The 19,373-nt window shown below is 66.6% G+C and carries 16 protein-coding genes; 4 read left to right on the forward strand and 12 right to left on the reverse strand.

Annotation, left to right across the window (positions count from 1 at the left end):
• The 8 genes from ACFDSW_RS07345 to ACFDSW_RS07380 all read right to left on the reverse strand — a co-directional run.
• Positions 1-1,176 (reverse strand): allophanate hydrolase (locus ACFDSW_RS07345; RefSeq protein ID WP_375249630.1); only part of this gene is annotated, 1,176 nt, incomplete at its 3' end.
• Positions 1,173-4,769, reverse strand: a complete 3,597-nt coding sequence (gene uca / locus ACFDSW_RS07350) for an urea carboxylase (protein ID WP_375249631.1) — start codon at positions 4,767-4,769, stop codon at positions 1,173-1,175. The genes uca and ACFDSW_RS07345, both read right to left, overlap by 4 nt.
• Entirely contained in the window at positions 4,766-5,401 is a 636-nt protein-coding gene (locus tag ACFDSW_RS07355) for an urea amidolyase associated protein UAAP2 (RefSeq protein ID WP_375249632.1), read from the reverse strand. The genes uca and ACFDSW_RS07355 overlap by 4 nt, the downstream gene beginning before the upstream one ends.
• 16 nt (positions 5,402-5,417) lie before the next feature.
• Positions 5,418-6,242: an urea amidolyase associated protein UAAP1 gene (locus tag ACFDSW_RS07360; protein WP_375249633.1), complete on the reverse strand. Its 825-nt coding sequence runs from the start codon at positions 6,240-6,242 to the stop codon at positions 5,418-5,420.
• On the reverse strand, positions 6,239-6,721 hold the full coding sequence (locus ACFDSW_RS07365) for a CopG family ribbon-helix-helix protein (RefSeq protein WP_375249634.1): 483 nt from the start codon (positions 6,719-6,721) through the stop codon (positions 6,239-6,241). The genes ACFDSW_RS07360 and ACFDSW_RS07365 overlap by 4 nt, the downstream gene beginning before the upstream one ends.
• Complete coding sequence (locus tag ACFDSW_RS07370) at positions 6,718-7,527, reverse strand: ABC transporter ATP-binding protein (protein ID WP_375249635.1); 810 nt, start codon at positions 7,525-7,527, stop codon at positions 6,718-6,720. Before ACFDSW_RS07370 ends, ACFDSW_RS07365 begins: the two co-directional genes overlap by 4 nt.
• The gene (locus ACFDSW_RS07375; protein WP_375249636.1) at positions 7,524-8,339 is read right to left on the reverse strand and encodes an ABC transporter permease; all 816 of its coding nucleotides are present in this window, start codon (positions 8,337-8,339) and stop codon (positions 7,524-7,526) included. Before ACFDSW_RS07375 ends, ACFDSW_RS07370 begins: the two co-directional genes overlap by 4 nt.
• A 46-nt stretch (positions 8,340-8,385) precedes the next feature.
• Complete coding sequence (locus ACFDSW_RS07380) at positions 8,386-9,471, reverse strand: putative urea ABC transporter substrate-binding protein (RefSeq protein ID WP_375249645.1); 1,086 nt, start codon at positions 9,469-9,471, stop codon at positions 8,386-8,388.
• Between the two features lie 557 nt (positions 9,472-10,028).
• On the opposite strand from ACFDSW_RS07380, the gene ACFDSW_RS07385 reads away from it, so the two are divergent.
• Positions 10,029-12,407 (forward strand): TonB-dependent receptor, encoded by a 2,379-nt coding sequence (locus ACFDSW_RS07385; protein ID WP_375249637.1) that lies wholly within the window; start codon positions 10,029-10,031, stop codon positions 12,405-12,407.
• Positions 12,408-12,488: 81 nt separating this feature from the next.
• On the opposite strand, the gene ACFDSW_RS07390 is transcribed toward ACFDSW_RS07385, so the two are convergent.
• The gene (locus tag ACFDSW_RS07390) at positions 12,489-13,178 is read right to left on the reverse strand and encodes a dienelactone hydrolase family protein (RefSeq protein WP_375249638.1); all 690 of its coding nucleotides are present in this window, start codon (positions 13,176-13,178) and stop codon (positions 12,489-12,491) included.
• Positions 13,179-13,203: 25 nt separating this feature from the next.
• On the reverse strand, positions 13,204-14,301 hold the full coding sequence (locus ACFDSW_RS07395) for an alkene reductase (RefSeq protein WP_375249639.1): 1,098 nt from the start codon (positions 14,299-14,301) through the stop codon (positions 13,204-13,206).
• 210 nt (positions 14,302-14,511) lie between these two features.
• Here ACFDSW_RS07395 and ACFDSW_RS07400 point away from each other — a divergent pair, with 210 nt between their 5' ends.
• Positions 14,512-15,042, forward strand: a complete 531-nt coding sequence (locus tag ACFDSW_RS07400) for a DUF6265 family protein (RefSeq protein WP_375249640.1) — start codon at positions 14,512-14,514, stop codon at positions 15,040-15,042.
• Positions 15,043-15,092: 50 nt separating this feature from the next.
• On the opposite strand, the gene ACFDSW_RS07405 is transcribed toward ACFDSW_RS07400, so the two are convergent.
• Positions 15,093-15,557: a YaiI/YqxD family protein gene (locus tag ACFDSW_RS07405; RefSeq protein ID WP_375249641.1), complete on the reverse strand. Its 465-nt coding sequence runs from the start codon at positions 15,555-15,557 to the stop codon at positions 15,093-15,095.
• 112 nt (positions 15,558-15,669) lie between these two features.
• Positions 15,670-16,422 carry a helix-turn-helix transcriptional regulator gene (locus tag ACFDSW_RS07410; protein ID WP_375249642.1) on the reverse strand — a complete coding sequence of 251 codons (753 nt, stop codon included), beginning with the start codon at positions 16,420-16,422 and terminating at the stop codon, positions 15,670-15,672.
• A 91-nt stretch (positions 16,423-16,513) separates the two neighbouring features.
• Here ACFDSW_RS07410 and ACFDSW_RS07415 point away from each other — a divergent pair, with 91 nt between their 5' ends.
• A complete protein-coding gene (locus ACFDSW_RS07415) occupies positions 16,514-17,086 on the forward strand; it encodes a glutathione S-transferase family protein (RefSeq protein WP_375249643.1) in 573 nt (190 codons plus the stop codon).
• Positions 17,087-17,246: 160 nt separating this feature from the next.
• Positions 17,247-19,373, forward strand: a 2,127-nt coding sequence (locus ACFDSW_RS07420) for a Calx-beta domain-containing protein (protein WP_375249644.1), incomplete at its 3' end; no start/stop codon positions are given.

A 19,373-nucleotide genomic window follows, 5' to 3' on the forward strand; every position in this document is an offset into this window, starting at 1 on the left:
GCTGTTCAACGCGATCGGTGCTGCCTGCACCTCGCGCACGCGATACGTGGTGCCCGCCGTCGGAAAGGCGAGCGCATCGATTTCGTCGAACAACAGGTCGGCCGCGCGTTTCAGTTCGGCGAGGCGATATTGGCCGCGGAACAGGGTGACCGCATCGATTGCCGCGCCGGGCGCGACGATCGCGCGGACGTTGGGGTCGATCGCGTCAGGTGCGCGTTGCAGTAACGCCTCGATCGCGGCGGTACGCTCCGCCACCCAGGGGCCACCATACAGCAGTTGCGCCGCCTCCTGGAACGGGGTGATGTTGATCTCGACGATCGTCGCGCTCGCCGCCAGAGCGTCGATCGCGCGATCGTAAAGCCGGGCCGATGCCGCGTCGCCGAACCATTGCCGCTGATCGCGGCGTGGCACGCCGATGCGCGACACCGTCATGGCGCAGTGCGCCAATGGCTTGGAGAAGGGATCGGCCGGATCGAAATCCGCAAGTACGGTGTCGATCAGCCGAGCGCCCGCGGTATCGTTGGTGAACACCGTGATACAGTCGAGCGTGCGGCAGGCGGGGACCAGCCCGCGCGTGCTCCAGCGTCCCTTGGTCGGTTTCAGCCCGATCAGATGGTTGAACGCGGCCGGCACGCGGCCCGATCCGGCGGTGTCCGTGCCAAGCGCGAAGGCGACCAGCCCCGCCGCGACCGCCACCGCCGATCCCGAGCTTGACCCGCCGCTGACATAGTCGCGGTGATAGGCGTTGCGCGGGATGCCATAGGGGCTGCGCGTGCCGACCAGCCCGGTGGCGAACTGGTCGAGATTGGTCTTGCCGACACAAAGCGCGCCGGCCGCGAGCAGCCGCTCGACCACCGTCGCGGATCGATCGGGCCGATAGCTGAAGGCGGGGCAGGCGGCGGTGGTGTCCAGCCCGGCGACGTCGATATTGTCCTTCACCGCGAAGGGCACGCCCGCGAGCGGCAGCGTTTCGCCGGCGGCGAGCCGGGCATCGATCGCGCAGGCGGCATCGAGCAGCGCGTCGGGCGCGACGCGGCTGATCCACAGTTGCGGCTGGATCGCATCGTAGCGGGTCAGCCGGCCGAGCACGTCCCTCGCCACGGCTTCGGCGCTGGTCGTCCCGTTCGTCACCGCGGCGGCGAGCGATGCGACCTGCCATCGTTCGAGCGCCATCATGCGTGTGCTCGCAGCGCGAGCAGCGGCGACCCGGGTTGCAACGGCTGCCGCTCCTCGATGTAAAGCGCCGCCACCGTGCCGGCGCTGGGGCTTTCCACCGGGCATTCCATTTTCATCGCCTCGATTACCGCGATCGTTTCACCCGCTTCCACCCGGTCCCCGGCGGCGACGAGCAACTTCCACACGCTGCCGCCGAATGGCGCCTCGATCACCTCGGCACCGTCAGGCACGTCGATCGCGGCAGCGGATGGCGCGTCCTCGGCGGTCAGATCGGCGACACGGTCGAATTCGCCGCGCCGCTGCCAGTCCGCCCGTTCGGCATCGAACGCCGCGCGGCGCCGCGCCTCGAACGCGGCGATGTCGGCGGCATGTTCGGCCAGGAAGGCGCGATAGTCGGCAAGTCGGAATTCGGAGGGTTCGATCCGCACCGATCGCCGCCCGCTCGGCACGTCACGGCGCCAGGCGGCCAACTCAACGGCGCTGACCGGATAGAAGCGGATCTGGTCGAAGAAGCGCAGCAGCCACGGCTTCCCCTCGATAAAGGCGGCGGTCTGGCGATAGGTGTTCCACACCTGCACCGTGCGACCGAACAGCTGGTAGCCGCCCGGCCCTTCCATGCCGTAGATGCACATATAGGCGCCGCCGATCCCGACGACATTGGGCGGGGTCCAGGTGCGGGCGGGATTGTATTTGGTGGTGACGAGGCGATGACGCGGGTCGATCGGGGTCGCCACCGGCGCACCGAGATAGACGTCGCCCAGCCCCATGACGAGGTAATTGGCGTCGAAGACCACCGACTCCACCGCCGCCGCATCGGGCAGGCCGTTGATGCGACGGATGAACTCGATATTATCGGGGCACCATGGCGCATCGTCGCGCACCGCGCCGATGTATTTCTCGATCGTCTCTATCGTCGCCGGATCCCGCCAGCTGAGTGGCATATGCACGATGCGCGAGGGGATGGTGAAGTCCGCCAGATCGCCCAGCCGGTCCTCCGCCTCGATCAACAGGGTGAGCGCGGCGCGCTGATCCAGCGCGCGGCCGTCGACATGCACCTGCAGCGAACGGATACCGGGAACCACGTCGACGATGCCGTCCGGCGCCATCCGCTCCAGCTCGGTCATCAGCGCATGCACCCTGATGCGCAGTTCCAGGTCGAGCACGATCGGGCCATATTCAACCAGGATGTTGCGATCGCCCTGTTGCCGATAGACGGTGCGCGGGCGTCCGGCCTTCGCCGGCAGGTCCGCCAGGATCGGTGACAATGTCGCGATCGGCCGGGCCGGTGCCGCCTCCGCCGGCATGCCGCGCGCAAGGAAGCGCTGCTGCAGCGTATCCGCCATCGTCGCATCGTCGATGTTGACGGGCACGAACCGCAGGCGATCGCCCGGCATCAGTTGGCCGATCTTCCAGCGATCCGCCGCGATGACCACGAACGGGCACACGAAACCGCCCAGCGACGGGCCGTCGGGGCCCAGGATGATCGGCATGTCGCCGGTAAAATCGACCGCGCCGATCGCATAGGGATTGTCGTGGATGTTCGACGGGTGAAGCCCCGCCTCGCCACCGTCCGCGCGCGCCCAATGCGGTTTCGGCCCGACCAGCCGCACCCCGGTGCGGTTACTGTTGTAATGCACCTGCCATTCGGCCGCGACGATCGTGGCAATATCGTCGTCGGTGAAGAAATCGGGTGCGCCGTGCGGGCCGTACAGGACGCGCAGCGCCCATTCGTTCGACAGCGGGGGCAGGGGCGCGTCGGCCAGCGCGCGTCCGACCGGGGCATCTCCGAAGTGGAGCGTGTCGCCTGCCAGCAGTCGGCGCGCGGCATGGCCACCGAACTGCCCCAGCTCGAACGTGCTGCGGCTGCCGAGATACGGCGCTATGTCCAGCCCCCCGGCGAACAGGATATAGCCGCGCATGCCGCCCGCGGTGGCACGCCCCAGCGCGAGCGTCTGCCCCGCCGCCACATCGACCGCCACCCCGCGCGGCACCGCCTGGCCGTCGAGCCTCGCACCGAAATCCGCACCCGTCAGGCATATCCGGGTCGGCGCGGCGAAGGCCAGCGTCGGCCCGGTCATCGTGACTTCCAGGCCGGCGGTGCCCTCGTCATTGCCCAGCAGACGGTTACCCAGCCGGAAGGACTGATCGTCGAACGGGCCCGACGGGGGCACGCCGACCGCCCACATTGCCTGCCGCCCCGGCCAGTCCTGCACCGTCGTCGCGGTCCCACCACTGACGACGCGGAAGGCGCGCGGGTGATAGGCGATATCGGCCAGGGCGCGGGTCGATACCTCGCCGCTGGTGAAGGCCGGCGCGCGCACGACATCGCGCAACCAGCGCACGTTCGTCTCGATCCCGTCGATCCGGGTGGCGTCCAGTGCCGCCTGCATCGCGGCGACCGCCGCCGCGCGGGTGGGGGCGTGGACGATCAGCTTCGCCAGCATCGGATCATACCATGCGCTGACCTCGCTGCCGGCCATGCACCAGGTTTCGACCCGCGCGTCCGCCGGGAAGGTCACCGCGGTCAACGTTCCCGAGGTGGGCCGGTAATCCAGGGCGGGATCCTCGGCATACAGCCTGACCTGCACGGCGTGGCCGCTCGGCTCGGCGGGCGCGGTATCGAGGAACGAGAAATCACCCGCACCGCCCCGGATCATCCACTCGACCAGGTCGATGCGCATCACCTCTTCGGTGACGCCATGTTCGACCTGCAAGCGGGTATTCATTTCGAGGAAGAAGAAGTCCTCGCGCTCGGCGTCGTAGAGGAACTCGACCGTCCCGGCGGAGCGATAGCGCGCCGCCGCGCCGAGCCGGATCGCCGCATCGAACAGCGCGGACCGGACGTGCGCTGGCAGCAAGGGGGCGGGCGCCTCCTCCACCACCTTCTGGTTGCGGCGTTGCAGCGAACAATCGCGTTCGCCGAGCGCGACGATGCGACCGTCGCCGTCGCCGAAAATCTGTACCTCGATATGACGCGCCCGCCGGACATAGCGTTCGAGGAAAACGCCGGCGTCGCCGAAACTACCCAGGCCCTGACGCGCGACCGCGGCGAAGCTGTCGCGCACGGCATCCTCGTCCTCGCACACGCGCATGCCGATGCCACCGCCGCCCGCAGTCGCCTTCAGGATGACCGGGAAGCCGATCCCGGCCGCGGCGGCCGCGGCCTCGTCCGCATCGGTCAACAGGTCGGTACCCGGGGCGAGCGGCACATTATGCGCTGCCGCCAGTGCGCGCGCGCTGTGCTTCAGCCCGAAGGTGCGGATATTGTCCGGGGTCGGCCCGATGAAGATCACGCCGGCCGCGGCGCACGCTTCGGCGAATTCGACGTTCTCGGCCAGAAAGCCATAACCCGGATGGATCGCGTCCGCCCCCGTCGCCGCCGCCGCATCGAGGATCGCGGCGATGTTGAGGTAGCTGTCGGCTGGCCGCGCCGGGCCGATACATATTGCCTCATCGGCTTCTGCGACGTGCAGCGATCCTTCGTCGGCCTCCGAATAGACCGCGACGGAACGAAGCCCCATCCGCCGGAGCGTGCGGATGATCCGGGTCGCGATCGCACCGCGATTGGCGATCAGGACGGTGCGCACCGTCATGCCGCGACGATCATGCGCACGGGGGTGGGGTCAAAGCCATTGCAGGGATTGTTGATCTGCGGACAATTCGACACGACGACGATCACGTCCATTTCCGCGCGAAGATCGACCGTCAGCCCCGGCGCCGACATGCCATCGACGATGCCCAGCGCGCCGTCCGGCTCCACCGGCACGTTCATGAAGAAGTTGATATTGGACACGATGTCACGCTTGCCGCGCCCTTCGAGCAGATTCGCCTCAAGGAAGTTCTCGACACAGGCGTGCTGCGCCTTGGTGTGATGACCATAGCGCAACGTATTGGATTCACACGAACAGGCCCCGCCGATCGTATCGTGATAGGCGATCGCGCTGGCAGTGATCGTCATCATCGCGCGCCCCTCGTTGGAGCGCAGTACGGTGCCCTGGCGCAGAAACAGATTGCCCTGCGCCGCGATCGTGTCTTGCGCGCTATAGCGTTCCGCGTCGTCGGCGGCGGCATAGAGCAGGAAGTCGACCGCCTGATTTCCTTCCAGATCGACGATGCGCAGGGTTTGCCCCGCGTCGACATGGTGCAGCCATGGCGCGCGGGCGGGGACGACGACATCGTGGACGATGCGCCCGGGCAGCCCGGACAGATGCGGATCGACGCTCATCGCGCGATGCTCCCCTTTAAAAACGGAAATAATCGTCGACGTTCGCGAAGGCGCGCGCGCCCTCCGGCGTCGCGGTGCGGATCGGATCGTCCTGGCCCGCGATCGCGCCGCGCCAAGCGGTCGCGCGCAACGGCGTGACGCTCCACGATGGCCGGGGATCCAGCACGTGCGGGCAATTGGCGAGGACGACGATCACATTCATCTCCGCGCGCAGCTCGACGTGGCGGCCCGCCGCGAATGGCCCCACCTGTGGGGTGACCGCGCCGTCCGCCTCGATCCGGGTGCCCTTGAACAGCGTCACGCACGGATGGACGTCGCGGCGCCCCAGCCCGTGTTTGGCGACACCCAGCAGGAAGCGGTCACGCGCATTGGGATACGTGCCGCTGTTCGCGCCATCGCCATATCGCGCGGCGTTGCTGGCAGCGGTCGACGGGCCGCAAAACGTGTCGTGGGTCTGCGCGTCATCGGCGACGATGCTCATCAGGACGCGTCCCATGTCCGACAGCAGCAGCTTTCCCGCGCCCAGATAGGCGTTCCACTGTACCTTCACGGTATCGGCGACGTTGAGCCGTTCGGTCGGCATATCGGCGTTGAACACCAGCATTGCGGCGCAGGCGTCGCCGTGCACGTCGATCAGCCGCAGTCGCGTGCCACGTGCCAGCCGGCGAGTAGCATAGCCGCCGGCCGCGATCGTTTCCTCCCACACCAGATCGGCGGGATCCACGCTCGGTGGCAGATCGTCCGCGCGCGGCGGCAGCACCGGCATCGCATCCACGACGGTGCCCGCCATCGCGCGGGCATGGTCGCGCGCGGCATGGGGATTGGCGAGGGCGGTGCTCATGCGGCGGCTCCCTGATTGTCGCCGGCCCTATTGCCTTCCTGCTCATGCAGTGGCGGCAGCAGCGAGGTGGTCGTCACGAGCTGCAGCTGCTGTACCCCGCGGACCCGGCGCAGCGCGTCGCACAGCGATTTCAGCCGCACCGACGGGCCTTGGACCAGCAGTACCTCGAGCGACTGATCGTCCTCCAGGAAGACATGCTGGGAGGAGATCACCTCCTTGAGATAATCGGCCTGCATCTGCGCGAGCTGATGCCGCACCCGGCCGCGATCGCCGCGATAGACCAGCGTGATCGTCCCCGCGAGCATCTTGTCGGGATGAGTGAACGCTTCGTGTTCGGCGAGCGCATGGCGGATCAGTTCGGCGATCAGCCGCGAACGCGACGGCAGGTCGCGTTCTTCCACCATCACGTCCAGCTGGCGGAACAGTTCGGCGGGCAGGCTCATGCTCAGCCGTGCGAGCGTCGTGGAATCGGTGGTCATGCCTGACCCTCCCAATTATTACCTAAATCGTCAATCGTAATAATATTCGGTGCCTTCTCGGGTTCGTCGCCCGTCAGCGGCGGGCGGCGGGTGATCGGCAGATCGTATACCGCCGTCGCCCCGAAGCGGTGCGGCGCGTGGGGGTCGTGACGGCGCTTGTCGAGCGCCAGCACGCGGGTACCCAGCGAAAAGGCTTCGCGCAGGTCGTGCGTCACCATGATGATCGTGAGCTGGTAGTCACGCCAAAGCCGGGTGATCAGCGCGTGCATATCGGCGCGGATGCCGGGATCGAGCGCCCCGAACGGCTCGTCGAGCAACAAGATACGGGGACGCTTGATGAGCGCCTGCGCGATCGCCAGCCGCTGCTGCATCCCGCCTGACATCTGCGCCGGCATCAGGTGCAGGCTGTCGCCCAGGCCGACCGCCTCCAGCATCGCGATCGCCTCCTGCTCGGCCGCGCGGCGACGCGCGCCGAACAGCCGGGCGGTCAACGGGGCCTGCGCGCATTCCAGCCCGAAAACGGTGTTGCGCAGTACCGACAGGTGCGGAAACACCGAGTAACGCTGGAAAACGACGCCGCGATCGGGGCCGCATTCGGGGGTCAGTGGCTGATCGTCGAGCAGCAGGCGCCCGCGTGTCGGCGCCTCCTGGCCCAGCACAAGCCGCAACAGGCTGCTCTTGCCGGCACCTGACGGCCCGATGATCGATACGAAGGATCCCGCCGCAATATCGAGATTGACGCGCTCCAGGACGATCTTGTCGCCATATTCGACCCATATGTCGCGCAGGCTCAGGATCGTGCTCATCGCGCGCCGCCATGCGCCCAGGGGAACAGCCGCTCGCTGAGCAGCGTCAAGGCGCTGTCCATCACGATCGCCAGCAGCGCGATCCACGCGACATAGGGGATGATGACGTCCATCGCGAGGTAACGGCGCACCAGGAAGATACGGTAGCCGAGCCCTACATCGGCGGCGATCGCCTCCGCCGAGATCAGGAACACCCAGGCGGGACCGAGCGACAGTCGCAGCGCGTGGAACAGGCGAGGCAGGGCCTGCGGCAGTGCGACGCGGATCATGATCTGCCAGCTGGAAGCGCCAAGTGTCTGCGCCTTCAGGATTTGTTCGCGCGGCAGCGCGGCCACATGTGCGGCGATATCACGCACCATCACCGGCGTGATGCCGATCACGATCAGCGCCACCTTCGCGGTCTCTCCCAGCCCCAGTGCGATAAACAGCATCGGCAGCAGCGCGATCGGCGGGATCACCGCGATTCCCGTCACCAGCGGGCCGAAGGTTGCGCGCACGGGCGGCAGAACGCCCAGCACCAGCCCCACGAGCAAGGCGGCCGCGGTGGCGATCCCCAGGCCCAGCCCGAGCCGCTGCAGGCTGGCGAGCGTATCGGCCCAGAAGATCAATCGCCCGGAGAGGGGATCGGGCTGGGATATCAACGTCGCGATCGCGCGCACCATCGCGTCGGGCAGAGGCAGGATCTTGTCGTTCGGATCCACCGCGTGGCGCTGCGCCGCCACGACCAGATAGAGCAGCACCAGCACCAGCACCGGCAGCGCGCCCAGCGCGAAGCGATTGCTCCGTCGCACGTGGCGATTGACCCAGCGCATCGTCAGGCGACGACCGGGGTGGCGGAAAGGGGCATGACGGCCGCGTTCACAGCTTCTTGCCGGCGGCGAGCTTCATGTAGCTGTCGTCGAAGCGCAGCGTGATATGTCCCGCGTCGCCCAGCGTGCGCTGACCGGGGAAGGCGATGCCGACCGCGTCGGCGGAGGCCGCACCCTTGAACAGCCCGCGCGAGAAGCTGAAATCGCGCACGCGCGTCATCGTCGTCACGAGCGCGGGTGCGTCGGTCGCGGCGACCGCCGCCGCGGGGTCATCGTAGAGATGGGTCGTGGCCAGTTGCTGCTCGAATGTCGCCGCGTCGGTGCCGGCCAGTTTCGCCATTGCGGCGCGCGCAGCCTGTCCTTGCGCATCGGGACGCTTCATCAGCGCGACGGTTTCGTACCAGATCCCGGTCAGCGCCTTGCCCAGATTGGGGTTCGCCTTCAGCGTCGCGGTGTCCACCACCAACAGGTCGAGGATTTCGCCGGGAATGCTGGCGGAACTGAACACCTGCTTCACGCCGGGCTGTGCCTTCATCACCGACAATTGCGGGTTCCACGCCACGGCCGCGGTGACGTCGGGGCTGGCGAAGGCGCCGACGATATCCGCGTCCGAGGTGTTGACCGTGCGCACGTCGCTGGGTTTCATCCCGATCGTGTCGAGGCCGCGCGCGAGCAGATAGTGCGACACCGACAATTCGACCAGATAGACCTGCCGACCGCGAATCGCCGCCAGCGTATCCGCACCTTTCAGTAAGATTCCGTCGTTGCCGTTCGAATAGTCGCCGACGATGATTGCGCTGGTATCCTTGCCGCCGGCGGCGGGGATCGTCAGCGCGTCCATATTTGTTACCGTGACGCCGTCGAACTTTCCGGCGTTGTACTGATTCACTGACTCGACATAGTCGTTGACCTGCACGATGTTGATCTTGATGCCGTATTTGTCGGACCATTTCTTCACGATTCCGGCCTGCTGGGCATAGGGCCAGGGCATCCAGCCGGCGTAGATCGACCAGCCGATAGTAAAGTCATGCCGGGGCGGGGGAGGACCTTTCGATCCCGACGAACAGGATGCCAGGAATAGCGCCGCGGCGATCGCCGCCGTCCTGCCCGCCGTTCCAGCCAACGTGCCGATCATCTTCCGCATGAGTCGGTCCCCTTTCGCAGTGCAGCATCACCACGATGCAAACTTCTGTCCACCAAAAAATATTACGGACCAAAAAAAGGGTAATAACGCCTGGCGGTGTCCGGACGGTCGCCCGGCGGGGACGAAAAACAGGAATTTCGGCGCCTTGTTATTACGTTGAGTCCGAAACGGCACCGAAAATATTACGCTTGACGATGTTGGTAATATCCATACCGTAGCGTGGGTCGACCCCGTTCAAGCGGGGCGGCAGGTGGGCCGACACACCGGCGAATCGCCGGCGTCGACACGAGTGAATATGTGTCAGCGACCGATGTCGCGGGCCGCTCGAGAGAGCGGTTTGCGAGACGATGACCCACGTCATCGATCCCTCTGGTCCTGGCGCATTCCCCGCGTCGAACACGGTTCGCCATCGTGACGACGATAACGTCGCACCGCAGGGAGAAACGGGACGCCGGCTCGAACCGCGCGCCTGCGAGGGGAGAGGAGCCGACGACGACAGGCTGTTGAGCAAGGGGGTCGACGTGGCTGGACATTCGTTTCGAACAATATTGCTGAGCGCTACTTTCCTGTGCGGTGTCGGCGCGATCCCGGCCCATGCGCAGGATGCGCCGGCCCAACGTTCCGCCGGCGAGGAGGGGGACGAGATCATCGTCACCGCGACCCGTCGGGAAACCACGCTGCAGGACGCGCCGATCAACATCAGCGCGATCGGTGCCGAACAATTGTCGCGTCAGCGGCTCGACGACATCCGCTCGCTGGCGGCCTTCACGCCGGGGCTGACGGTGACGGATACGGGGCCACAGTCGACGGGCAACATCATCCTGCGCGGTATCTCCTCCGCCGATACCGGCAACGGATCGAATTATCAGAGCGCGCTCGGCGTCTATCTGGGTGAAGTGCCGCTCTACCTCGATTTCAAGCTGATCGACATGGCGCGGGTCGAGGTGCTGCAAGGGCCGCAGGGTACGCTCTATGGCTTGGGCACGTTGTCGGGGGCGATCCGCTACATCCCCAATCGTCCGACGACCGACAAGATCTCGCTCGACTATCACGTGCGCGCATTCGGTGTGGCGCACAGCGGCAATCCCGGCATCAACGGCGACGGCGCGCTGAACTTGCCGATCGTGGAAGATCACATCGCGTTCCGGACGACGGTGGGCTATTACAACAATCCCGGCTTCATCGACTATCCCTATCTGCTGAAGACGCCCGGCGTCTCGGATCCACAGCCGGTGCGTGGCACCAGCGCGGCGCAGGGATCGTTCGGCAGCGCGGCGGATCGCGCGGCGAATTTCTATCGTCGCAACGATGCCAATGATGAAGTGACGTTCACGACGCGCAACCAATTGCTGCTGCAGGCCAATGCCGATCTGAAATTGTACCTGACCTATGCGCATCAGGAAACGTCGACGAATGGGCGGCAGGCGACCGGCGCGGGGGTATTGGGAACCGGGCCGTATGAGGCGCCGTGGCGCTATCTGGAACCGGTCAACCGCAAGGCGGACCTGTACGCCGCAGAATTCAACATCGGCCTGGGGTTCGCCGAAGTGGTCGCCACGGCGGCGCTGACCAACCAGACGATTCGCTCGCAATACGACAACACCGACCTGTTGCTTGACCTGGACTATGGCTACGAAGCCTTTCCGGCGTTTTCCTCTTACAATCAGTCGACCAACCAATATCGCCAGTTCAACGGCGAGGTGCGGGTGGTATCCACGCATGGTGGACCGTTCAGCTGGGTGATCGGCGGTTTCTACAACAATTTGCGCAATCGGTCGCAGTATCGCGAATACGTGCCAGGTTATCCGGAATTCGCCGGGATCTACCGGCCCGACAATCTCGAATATATGTCGTTCGTCAACACCCGCACCAAGGAAAAGGCGATCTATGGCGAGGGCACGCTGCATATCACCGATGCCTGGCAAGTAACTGGCGGCCTGCGCTATTTCGAATATTCCGCGTTTGCGGAGGGCGGCACCGATACGCCCTTGTTCAGTAAATACACGCCCTATCCGTTGGTGGTGTTCGCGCCGCAACGAATCAAGAGCGGCGAGACCAGCGCGAATGGCACGGTGTGGAAGGCGAATACGTCATACAAGTTCAGCGACGATTTGTTGGTCTACGGTACGTATAGTACCGGCTATCGCACGGGCAACGTCAATCGTGTCGCGCCATGTATCCTGCCGCTGAACACGAGCGTGCAGAATGTTTGTGCGCTGCCCAACGAGCTGTTCTATAGCCCGGACAAAACCCGTAATGCGGAAATCGGGGTGCGCGCGGCACTGTTCCAGCGACGTCTGCAGCTGACCGCTTCGGCGTTCCACATCGATTGGAAGGGCATTCAGGTGCCAAGCCAGACGGTCAATGGCGCGGTCGGCATTACCGTCAACGGCAATAACGCGCGGTCGCAGGGGTTCGACGTCAGCGCATTGTTGCGTGTCATCCCACGGCTTACGCTGCAGGGAACCTATTCCTATGTCGACGCGAAGTTGACGGGGGATGCGCCGGGGATCGTCGTCACGCAGGGGCAGACGGTCGACGCCTTTGCCGGTGATCGCCTGCCGGGTTCGGCGAAACATACTGCCAGCGGACAGGTCACCTATACCCAGCCGCTCGACAATGGTGCCTCGATCGAGGCGAACTGGGCGACGACCTATATCGGGGATATCTATTCGCGCGTCGGCCTGCGGGGCAATGGTGAGGTGATCCCCGGCTATGTCACGCATCGCGCCGCGCTGACCTATCGGACCGACAGGTTCGATATCGGCGTCTTCGCCGATAATATCTTCGACAAATATGCGATCACCTCGATCACCAACGATCTCGGCTCGTACAATCAGACACGCACCGGAGTGATCGAGCGTTACTATGCCCAGAGCGTTCTGACCCCGCGCAGGATCGGAGCCGACTTCCGGGTTCGCTTCTGATGCCGCCGGGTTAGTGAAAGCGCTGGGGCGCTGGCCGATCTGATACGGTGCCGTTCGGGCATTGGCCCCGCCGGCACCGCATCAGCGCAAGGATTGCGCCGCCAGCGCCATCGCCTCGTCCCAGGCGTGACCGTCGGCCAGCGGATGATATCGCATGCCCGGATTGCCGAATGACGCCGCATCCTCGTTGGTGAAGCTGTGATAGGCGTCGCCATAGACGATCATGCGCCAGTCCGCCTGCGCGGCCGCCATTTCGGCATGGAACCGGCCCACCTCCGCCGGTGGTACCAGCGGGTCGCGTCCGCCGGTGCAGACGAGCAGCGGCGTGCGCATCGCACCCGCCTCGGCGGGGCGGATCGTTTGCAGCAGCCCGTGAAAACTGGCGATCGCCGCCACCGCGCCACCGCCTCGCGCGAATTCGATCGCCGCCAGGCCACCGAAGCAATAGCCGAGGATGATGACACGCCCGGGCGGCAACCCGGATCCGCGTACCAGGATGTCGACGCAGTCGCCGACGCGGCGCCGCATCGCTAGCGGATCGGCCTGCCACGCCGCTACCGCCGCCTGCGCCTCCGGCCCTGCCAGATAGCGGTCGGTGCCGTGCAGATGGGGGGCGAAGGCGATATGGCCCAGCGCGGCCAGCCGGGCGCAGCGGCGACGGATATTGTCCGTCACGCCCGGCGCCTCGTGCAGCAGCAGGAACGCCGCGCCGGCCGGCCGCGCCGCCGGGCGATACCATAAGCCTTCGGGTGTCGGTTCGATGGTCGTCATCGCCGGATCCTGTTGTGGTCGAGCGTCAGGCCTGGGTGGGGTAGTCGAGATAGCCCTCGCGCCCTTGCGTGAACCATGTCGCAGGGTCCGACACGGCCAGCGGGGAACCCCGCCGGATACGCTTCGGCAGATCGGGATTGGCGATGAACCAGCGCCCGAACGCCACCGCATCGCCGACGCCCGCCGCCAGTTCCGCGGTGGCGCGTTCGGGATCGAAGTCGGCGTTGAGGATCACCGGCCCATCGAACAGCCCCCGCAATTGCGGCGCGAGCGGCGCGGTGTCCCCCACGCCGAACGTGCCCCATAGCGGCGGTTCGCGCAGCTCGAGATGCGCGATACCGATGCGTGACAGTGCCGCGACCGCAGCCGCGAACAGATCGAGGGACTGGCTGTCGACCACCCCGGCCAGCTGCCCGTTCGGGGACAGGCGCACGCCCACCCGGCCCGCCCCGATGGCGTCGGCCACGGCCTGCGTGACCTCGCACAGGAAGCGGATACGATTGGCGATGCTGCCGCCGTAGCGATCGTCGCGATGATTGCTGCCGTCGCGAAGGAATTGGTCGATCAGATAGCCGTTCGCCGCATGGATCTGCACGCCGTCGAATCCGGCGGCGATGGCGTTGCGCGCGGCCTGCGCATGATCCGCGACGATCTGCGCCACGCCTTCGATGTCGAGCGCGCGGGGCGTTTCATAGGGCGCCTTGCCATCATATAGATGCGCCTCGCCGGGCGCGGCGATCGCCGAGGGCGCCACTGGCGCCTCGCCGCCAAGGAATTGGGAATGAACGACGCGCCCCATGTGCCAGAGCTGCGCGATGATCCGCCCTCCCGCGCCGTGCACGCCATCGGTGACGCGGCGCCACCCTTCGATCTGCTCCGGCGACCACAGACCCGTGGCGTAGGGCCAGCCGAGCCCCTGTTGGGTGATGCCGATCGCCTCGCTGACGATGAGCCCGGCGCCGGCGCGCTGTGTATAATAATCGACCATCATCGCGGTCGGCAGATGGTCGCGCGTGCCGCGTGCGCGGGTCATCGGCGCCATGATGATGCGGTTCGGCAGCGTCAGTGTGCCGAGGGTGATCGGGTCGAACAGGGAGACGGTGGCGGATGTGGCAGTCGGCATGCAGACCTCTTCGGATATCAGTGGCCCGCCCTATGGCATGAATGACACATTGTAAACTATATAACACAACTCCTGGCGGAGCCGGGGCCTGGGGCGCGACTATTCGGGCGGCGCGGGACGGGCAGGGCGGGTGGGGCAGGGCGGGTGGGGCAGGATGGGCGTCCGGCGCTTGCATCGACCCCCGCATCGGCCGATGTTCCGCCCCACCTGATGGGTGGCACGGAGACGATCGCGATGGTCCGGTTGCGCGGGATGGGCATCTTTCGGGCGTCGTGCCGCGGCATCGCGTGTACGATGGCGCTGGGGGCGACCGGGGCGGCGCCGGTATGGCAACTGGCCGACCTGTCGTGGCTCGCGGGGCATTGGCTCGCATGCGGCCCGCGCGGTGAGACAGCGGAGACCTGGACCGATGATCGCGGCGGCGTCCTCCTGGGTATCAGCAAATCGGTACGGGACGGCCGGGTAAGTTGGGAATTCTCCCGGATCGACCGCACCGCTGACGGTATCGTGTTCCACGCCAGCCCGAAGGGGCAGCAGCCCGCTGCGTTCACGGCGGTGTCGATCACCAGGAACAGCGTCGTGTTCGAGAATCGTGCGCATGATTTTCCGCAGCGCGTGTCGTATCGGCGCGACGGTGATCGATTGGTGGGCCGTATCGATGGCGTGGTCGCCGGCACGCCGCGCTCGGCGGAATGGCGCTACCAGCGTGCCGCGCTCAACGCGGTCTGCCCGCCCGGCTGAGCCTTACAGGATGGCTGGCTCGCGGGGTGCCGAACCGCGCGGAAGGCCGGTCAGGGCGATCGGCGGATCAGCGCCTGTAAGGCATTGTCCAGCGCCGACAGGAAACGCGAGCGATCTTCCTTCGCGAAGGGTGGGGGGCCGCCGATGCGGTCCCCGCCCGCGCGCAGATCGCTCATGATCGCGCGCACCGCGACGGCATTGCCGATCGAGCTGCTCGTGAAGGGCTTGCCGTTGGGGGCGATCACGGTCGCGCCCGCCTTCAGGCAGCGATCGGCAAGCAGAATGTCCGCCGTGATCACCACCGACAATGCATGCGCCCGCTCGGCAATCCAGTCATCGGCGGCGTCGAAGGCGTCCGACACGACCACGCGCGTGATCATCGGGTGCGCCGGAACGCGGATGGGCGTATTGCTCACCACGGTCGTCGGGATCGTCAGGCGATAGGCGACGCGGTACACCTCCCCCTTTACCGGGCAGGCGTCGGCGTCGATCAGGATGTGCGGCTTCGCTCCCACCAACCGGGTCTTGCCATGCCCGGCGGCGCGACGGCAACGCGGAATGCGGCGAACTGACGCCGCCGGGCGCGGGGCGGTGGATCCTTCCGTGCCGCATCGTGGAGCGGCTCTGTCAGGAAAGGCGCTCTATTACGCGGTCAACGGGGCATTTGGTATCCCGTGTGGCGGCATCCCCCGGGGACGGTTGATCACGCTGCTTCCACTCGGCGGTGCGCAGGACGACATAGTCCCGCAGCAACTGCACGCGACGCGGACGAAAGCTGGTATCGCCGATCACCAGCGTCTCGATCCGTGGCACCTCGAAGGTACGGAACGCCTCGCGTAGCAGGCACCACGCCACCAGCATCAGCGTGCGCGGGCTGTATGACAGCCCAAGCGGCAGTATCTCGCGCTCGCTACGCTGCCCCCTGGCATCGCGATAGCCGATGCGGACGCTGGTCTCATCCCAGCAGGCCGTGCGCAGCAGATTCAGATCGATCGTGATCGGCGCGCGCGGTTCCACCGGGCGCCATGCTCGCATCGTCGCATGAGCCGCCTGTCGCGCCTGACGGTCGGGCAAGGTGGCGACGATCCGCGCCAGCGCGCTATGTCCGGCGGCGGTGAGCGCGGCATCGCCCAAATCGCCCAGGCTGGCGACGGCGAGCATCAATGCCTCGATTTCCAGCCGCGAAAAGCTTTGCGGCGGCAGTGCCGGGTCCTCGATGAGCGTGTAGCCATAGCCCGCCGTCCCGTCGATCAGCACGCCGCCTGCGCGCAACGTGGCGATGTCGCGATACAATTGACGTGCCGACACTTCCGTTTCGCTGGCGAGGCGTGCTGCCGTCACCGGCTTCGGCAAGCGCCGCAGCGTGTCCAGCAATCGCATCAGCCGGTCGGATCGCGCCATTCCTGCTGCCCGGAATTGTCAGGAGCGGGGTGGTACAAGGAGCGCCTCATTCGAGGCAAGGAGAGAAACGATGCCTACGCTCTATTATTCGCCGCAGTCGCGGTCGGACACGGTCGTCGCATTGGTGCGAATGCTGTCTGCCGATGTCGATCTGCGTGAGGTGACGATCGCTCGTCAGGACGGCTCGGGCCAGCGCGATCCCGCCAATCCGCATCCGGAGGGCAAGGTGCCGTATCTGACCGACGGTGACGACGCGGTGCGGGAGCGCGGCGCGATCATGCTCTACCTGACGGACAAATATACTGCCGCCGGCCTGGGCCCGCTGGCCGGAGAGCCGGGGCGCGGTGCGTATCTGTCATGGCTGTCCTATTATCAGGGCGTTATCGAGCCGCTGATCATCCTGAAATGGGCCAATGTCAGCCATCCCGCGATCGCCGCCGGGCTGCGCGATACCGACACGATGTTCGCGCGCCTGTCCGACGCGCTGAGCAAGGGGCCGTGGCTGCTGGGTGAGCGCTTCTCCGCCGCCGATATGCTGGTAAGCTCGCCATTCCTGTGGTTTAGCGAGATGCTGCCCGAGGATCAGGCGATCAAGGATTGGGTCAAGCGTTGCGGCGAGCGGATGAACGACGCCGCGGCATGACAGGGCGCCGGCGCGGACGAGTCGCCGCCTCCGCGCCGCCATCATTGCCTCCGTGTTACGATCATTTTCAATTCATTAACCTGTCATACGCGCGCCCTAGCCAGACCGGATGGGGGCGGCCCGATTCCCTGGGCCGGCAAATCGAATAACGGGGATCATCATGGCGGGTAGCGCGGGTAGCGGTTCGATCTCGTTGACGTCGAGCGGCACGGCGGTGTCGGAGACGTTCGATACGCTGGTGGCGAGCGGCGCCTCCACGACGCTGCCGGGCGGCTGGTATCTGAACGAGGGGGGCAGCGGCGCTGCCGCGAACGGGGCCTATACCGCCGGCACCGGCTCTTCGAATACCGGCGACACGTATAGCTTCGGCGCGGCGGGCAGCACTGATCGCGCGCTCGGGTCGCTGCTTAGCAGCAGCACCGTGCCGTCGTTCGGCGCGCAGTTCACCAACGATACCGGGGCGAGCATCGCCGCGCTGAACATCGCCTATCGTGGCGAGGAATGGCGGCTGGGCACGGCCGGCCGCGCCGACAAGCTGAACTTTCAGATCAGCTACGACGCCACCAGCCTGACGACCGGCACCTGGACCGATATCGACGCGCTGGATTTCTCCACCCCCAGCAGCGCCGGTTCGGCCGGCGCACGCGACGGCAATAGCGACGGCCTTTATACCGACATCAGCCACAGCTTCACGCTGGACACGGCGGTGGCCGCGGGTGGCACCTTCTGGGTGCGCTGGCTCGATGCCGATGCCAGCGGCGCCGACGACGGCCTGGCGATCGACAATTTCTCGATCACGGCGACCACCGCCAGCGGCCCCGCGCCGGTACGCCCCGGCGCGCTTGCCATCGCGGATGCGTCGGTGACGGAGGGCGACAGCGGCACGCGCGACATGGTGTTCACCGTCACCCGCAGCGGCGGGAGCGACGGCGCGGTATCGGCCAGCTATGCGATCACGCTGCCCACGGGCCAGGCGGATGCGAGCGATTTCGGCGGCACCTTCGCCAGCACCGGCACCGTCACCTTCGCCGACGGACAGACCAGTGCGGAGATTCGCATCCCGGTGCAGGGCGATACCGCGTTCGAGGGCGATGAAACCTTCACCGTCACCCTGTCCGCCCCGACCGGCGGGGTGGCGATCGACGATGGCGTCGCGACCGGCAGCATCCTGAACGACGATGCCGCCCCACCGGCTCCGCCCGCCAATGTCTTCATCAACGAAATCCATTACGACAATGCCGGGACCGACACCGGTGAAGCGATCGAGATCGCGGGCGTCTCCGGCACCGACCTCAGCGGGTATAAGCTGGTGTTGTATAACGGCAGCAACACCCCCGATGCCGCCCCCACCTATGCCTCGATCGCGCTCAGCGGCACGATCGACGACGAAGGGCAGGGCTATGGCGCGGTGGTGTTCAACCTCGCGGCGAACGGCCTGCAGAACGGCGGGGCCGACGGTATCGCGCTGATCGCCCCCGATGGCACGGTCGTCCAACTGCTCAGCTATGAAGGCGTCTTCACCGCGGCACCGGGCACCCCGGCGGCGGGAATGACCAGCACCGACATCGGCGTCAGCGAGGGTGGCAGCGATCCGATCGGCAACTCGCTGGCGCTGGCCGGCTCGGGCGCGACGGGCGAGGATTTCACCTGGCAGGGCAGCGCGCCGAGCAGTTTCGGGACGCTCAACCCCGGCCAGTCGATCATCGCCGACACCGGCACCGGGCGCATCACGGTGGCGGATGCCAGCGTGATCGAGGGCGATAACGGCGTCACCAATCTGGTCTTCACGGTGCGTCGCGCAGGGGGCCTGGGGACCGTCGCGTCGGTGGATTATGCGGTGGATCTGGACGGGTCCGCCGACGCCGCCGATCTGGGCGCGGGGGCCGTGTTGAGCGGGACGCTGACCTTTGCGGCGGGCGCACGGACCGCGACCGTCACCGTCCCGGTGCGCGGCGATACGCTGGGCGAGGGCAATGAGACGCTGTCGCTCAGCCTGTCGAACCCGGTCGGCAATATCACCATCACGCGCGGCGATGCGCTGGGCACGATCACCAACGACGATCCGATCGCTCTGTCGATCGGCCAGATCCAGGGCGAGGGGCATCGCTCGGCCTATACGGGGCAGACGGTGGCGACCACCGGGATCGTCACCGCGGTCGACAGCAACGGCTTCTATCTGCAGGCCGCCGAAGGTGACGGCAACGCGCGCACGTCCGACGCGATATTCGTCTTCACCAGCGGCGCGCCCGGCGTGCTGGTCGGGGACGCGGCTTCGGTGCGCGGCACC

The organism is Sphingomonas sp. (assembly GCF_042091075.1).
GTDB lineage: Bacteria > Pseudomonadota > Alphaproteobacteria > Sphingomonadales > Sphingomonadaceae > Sphingomonas.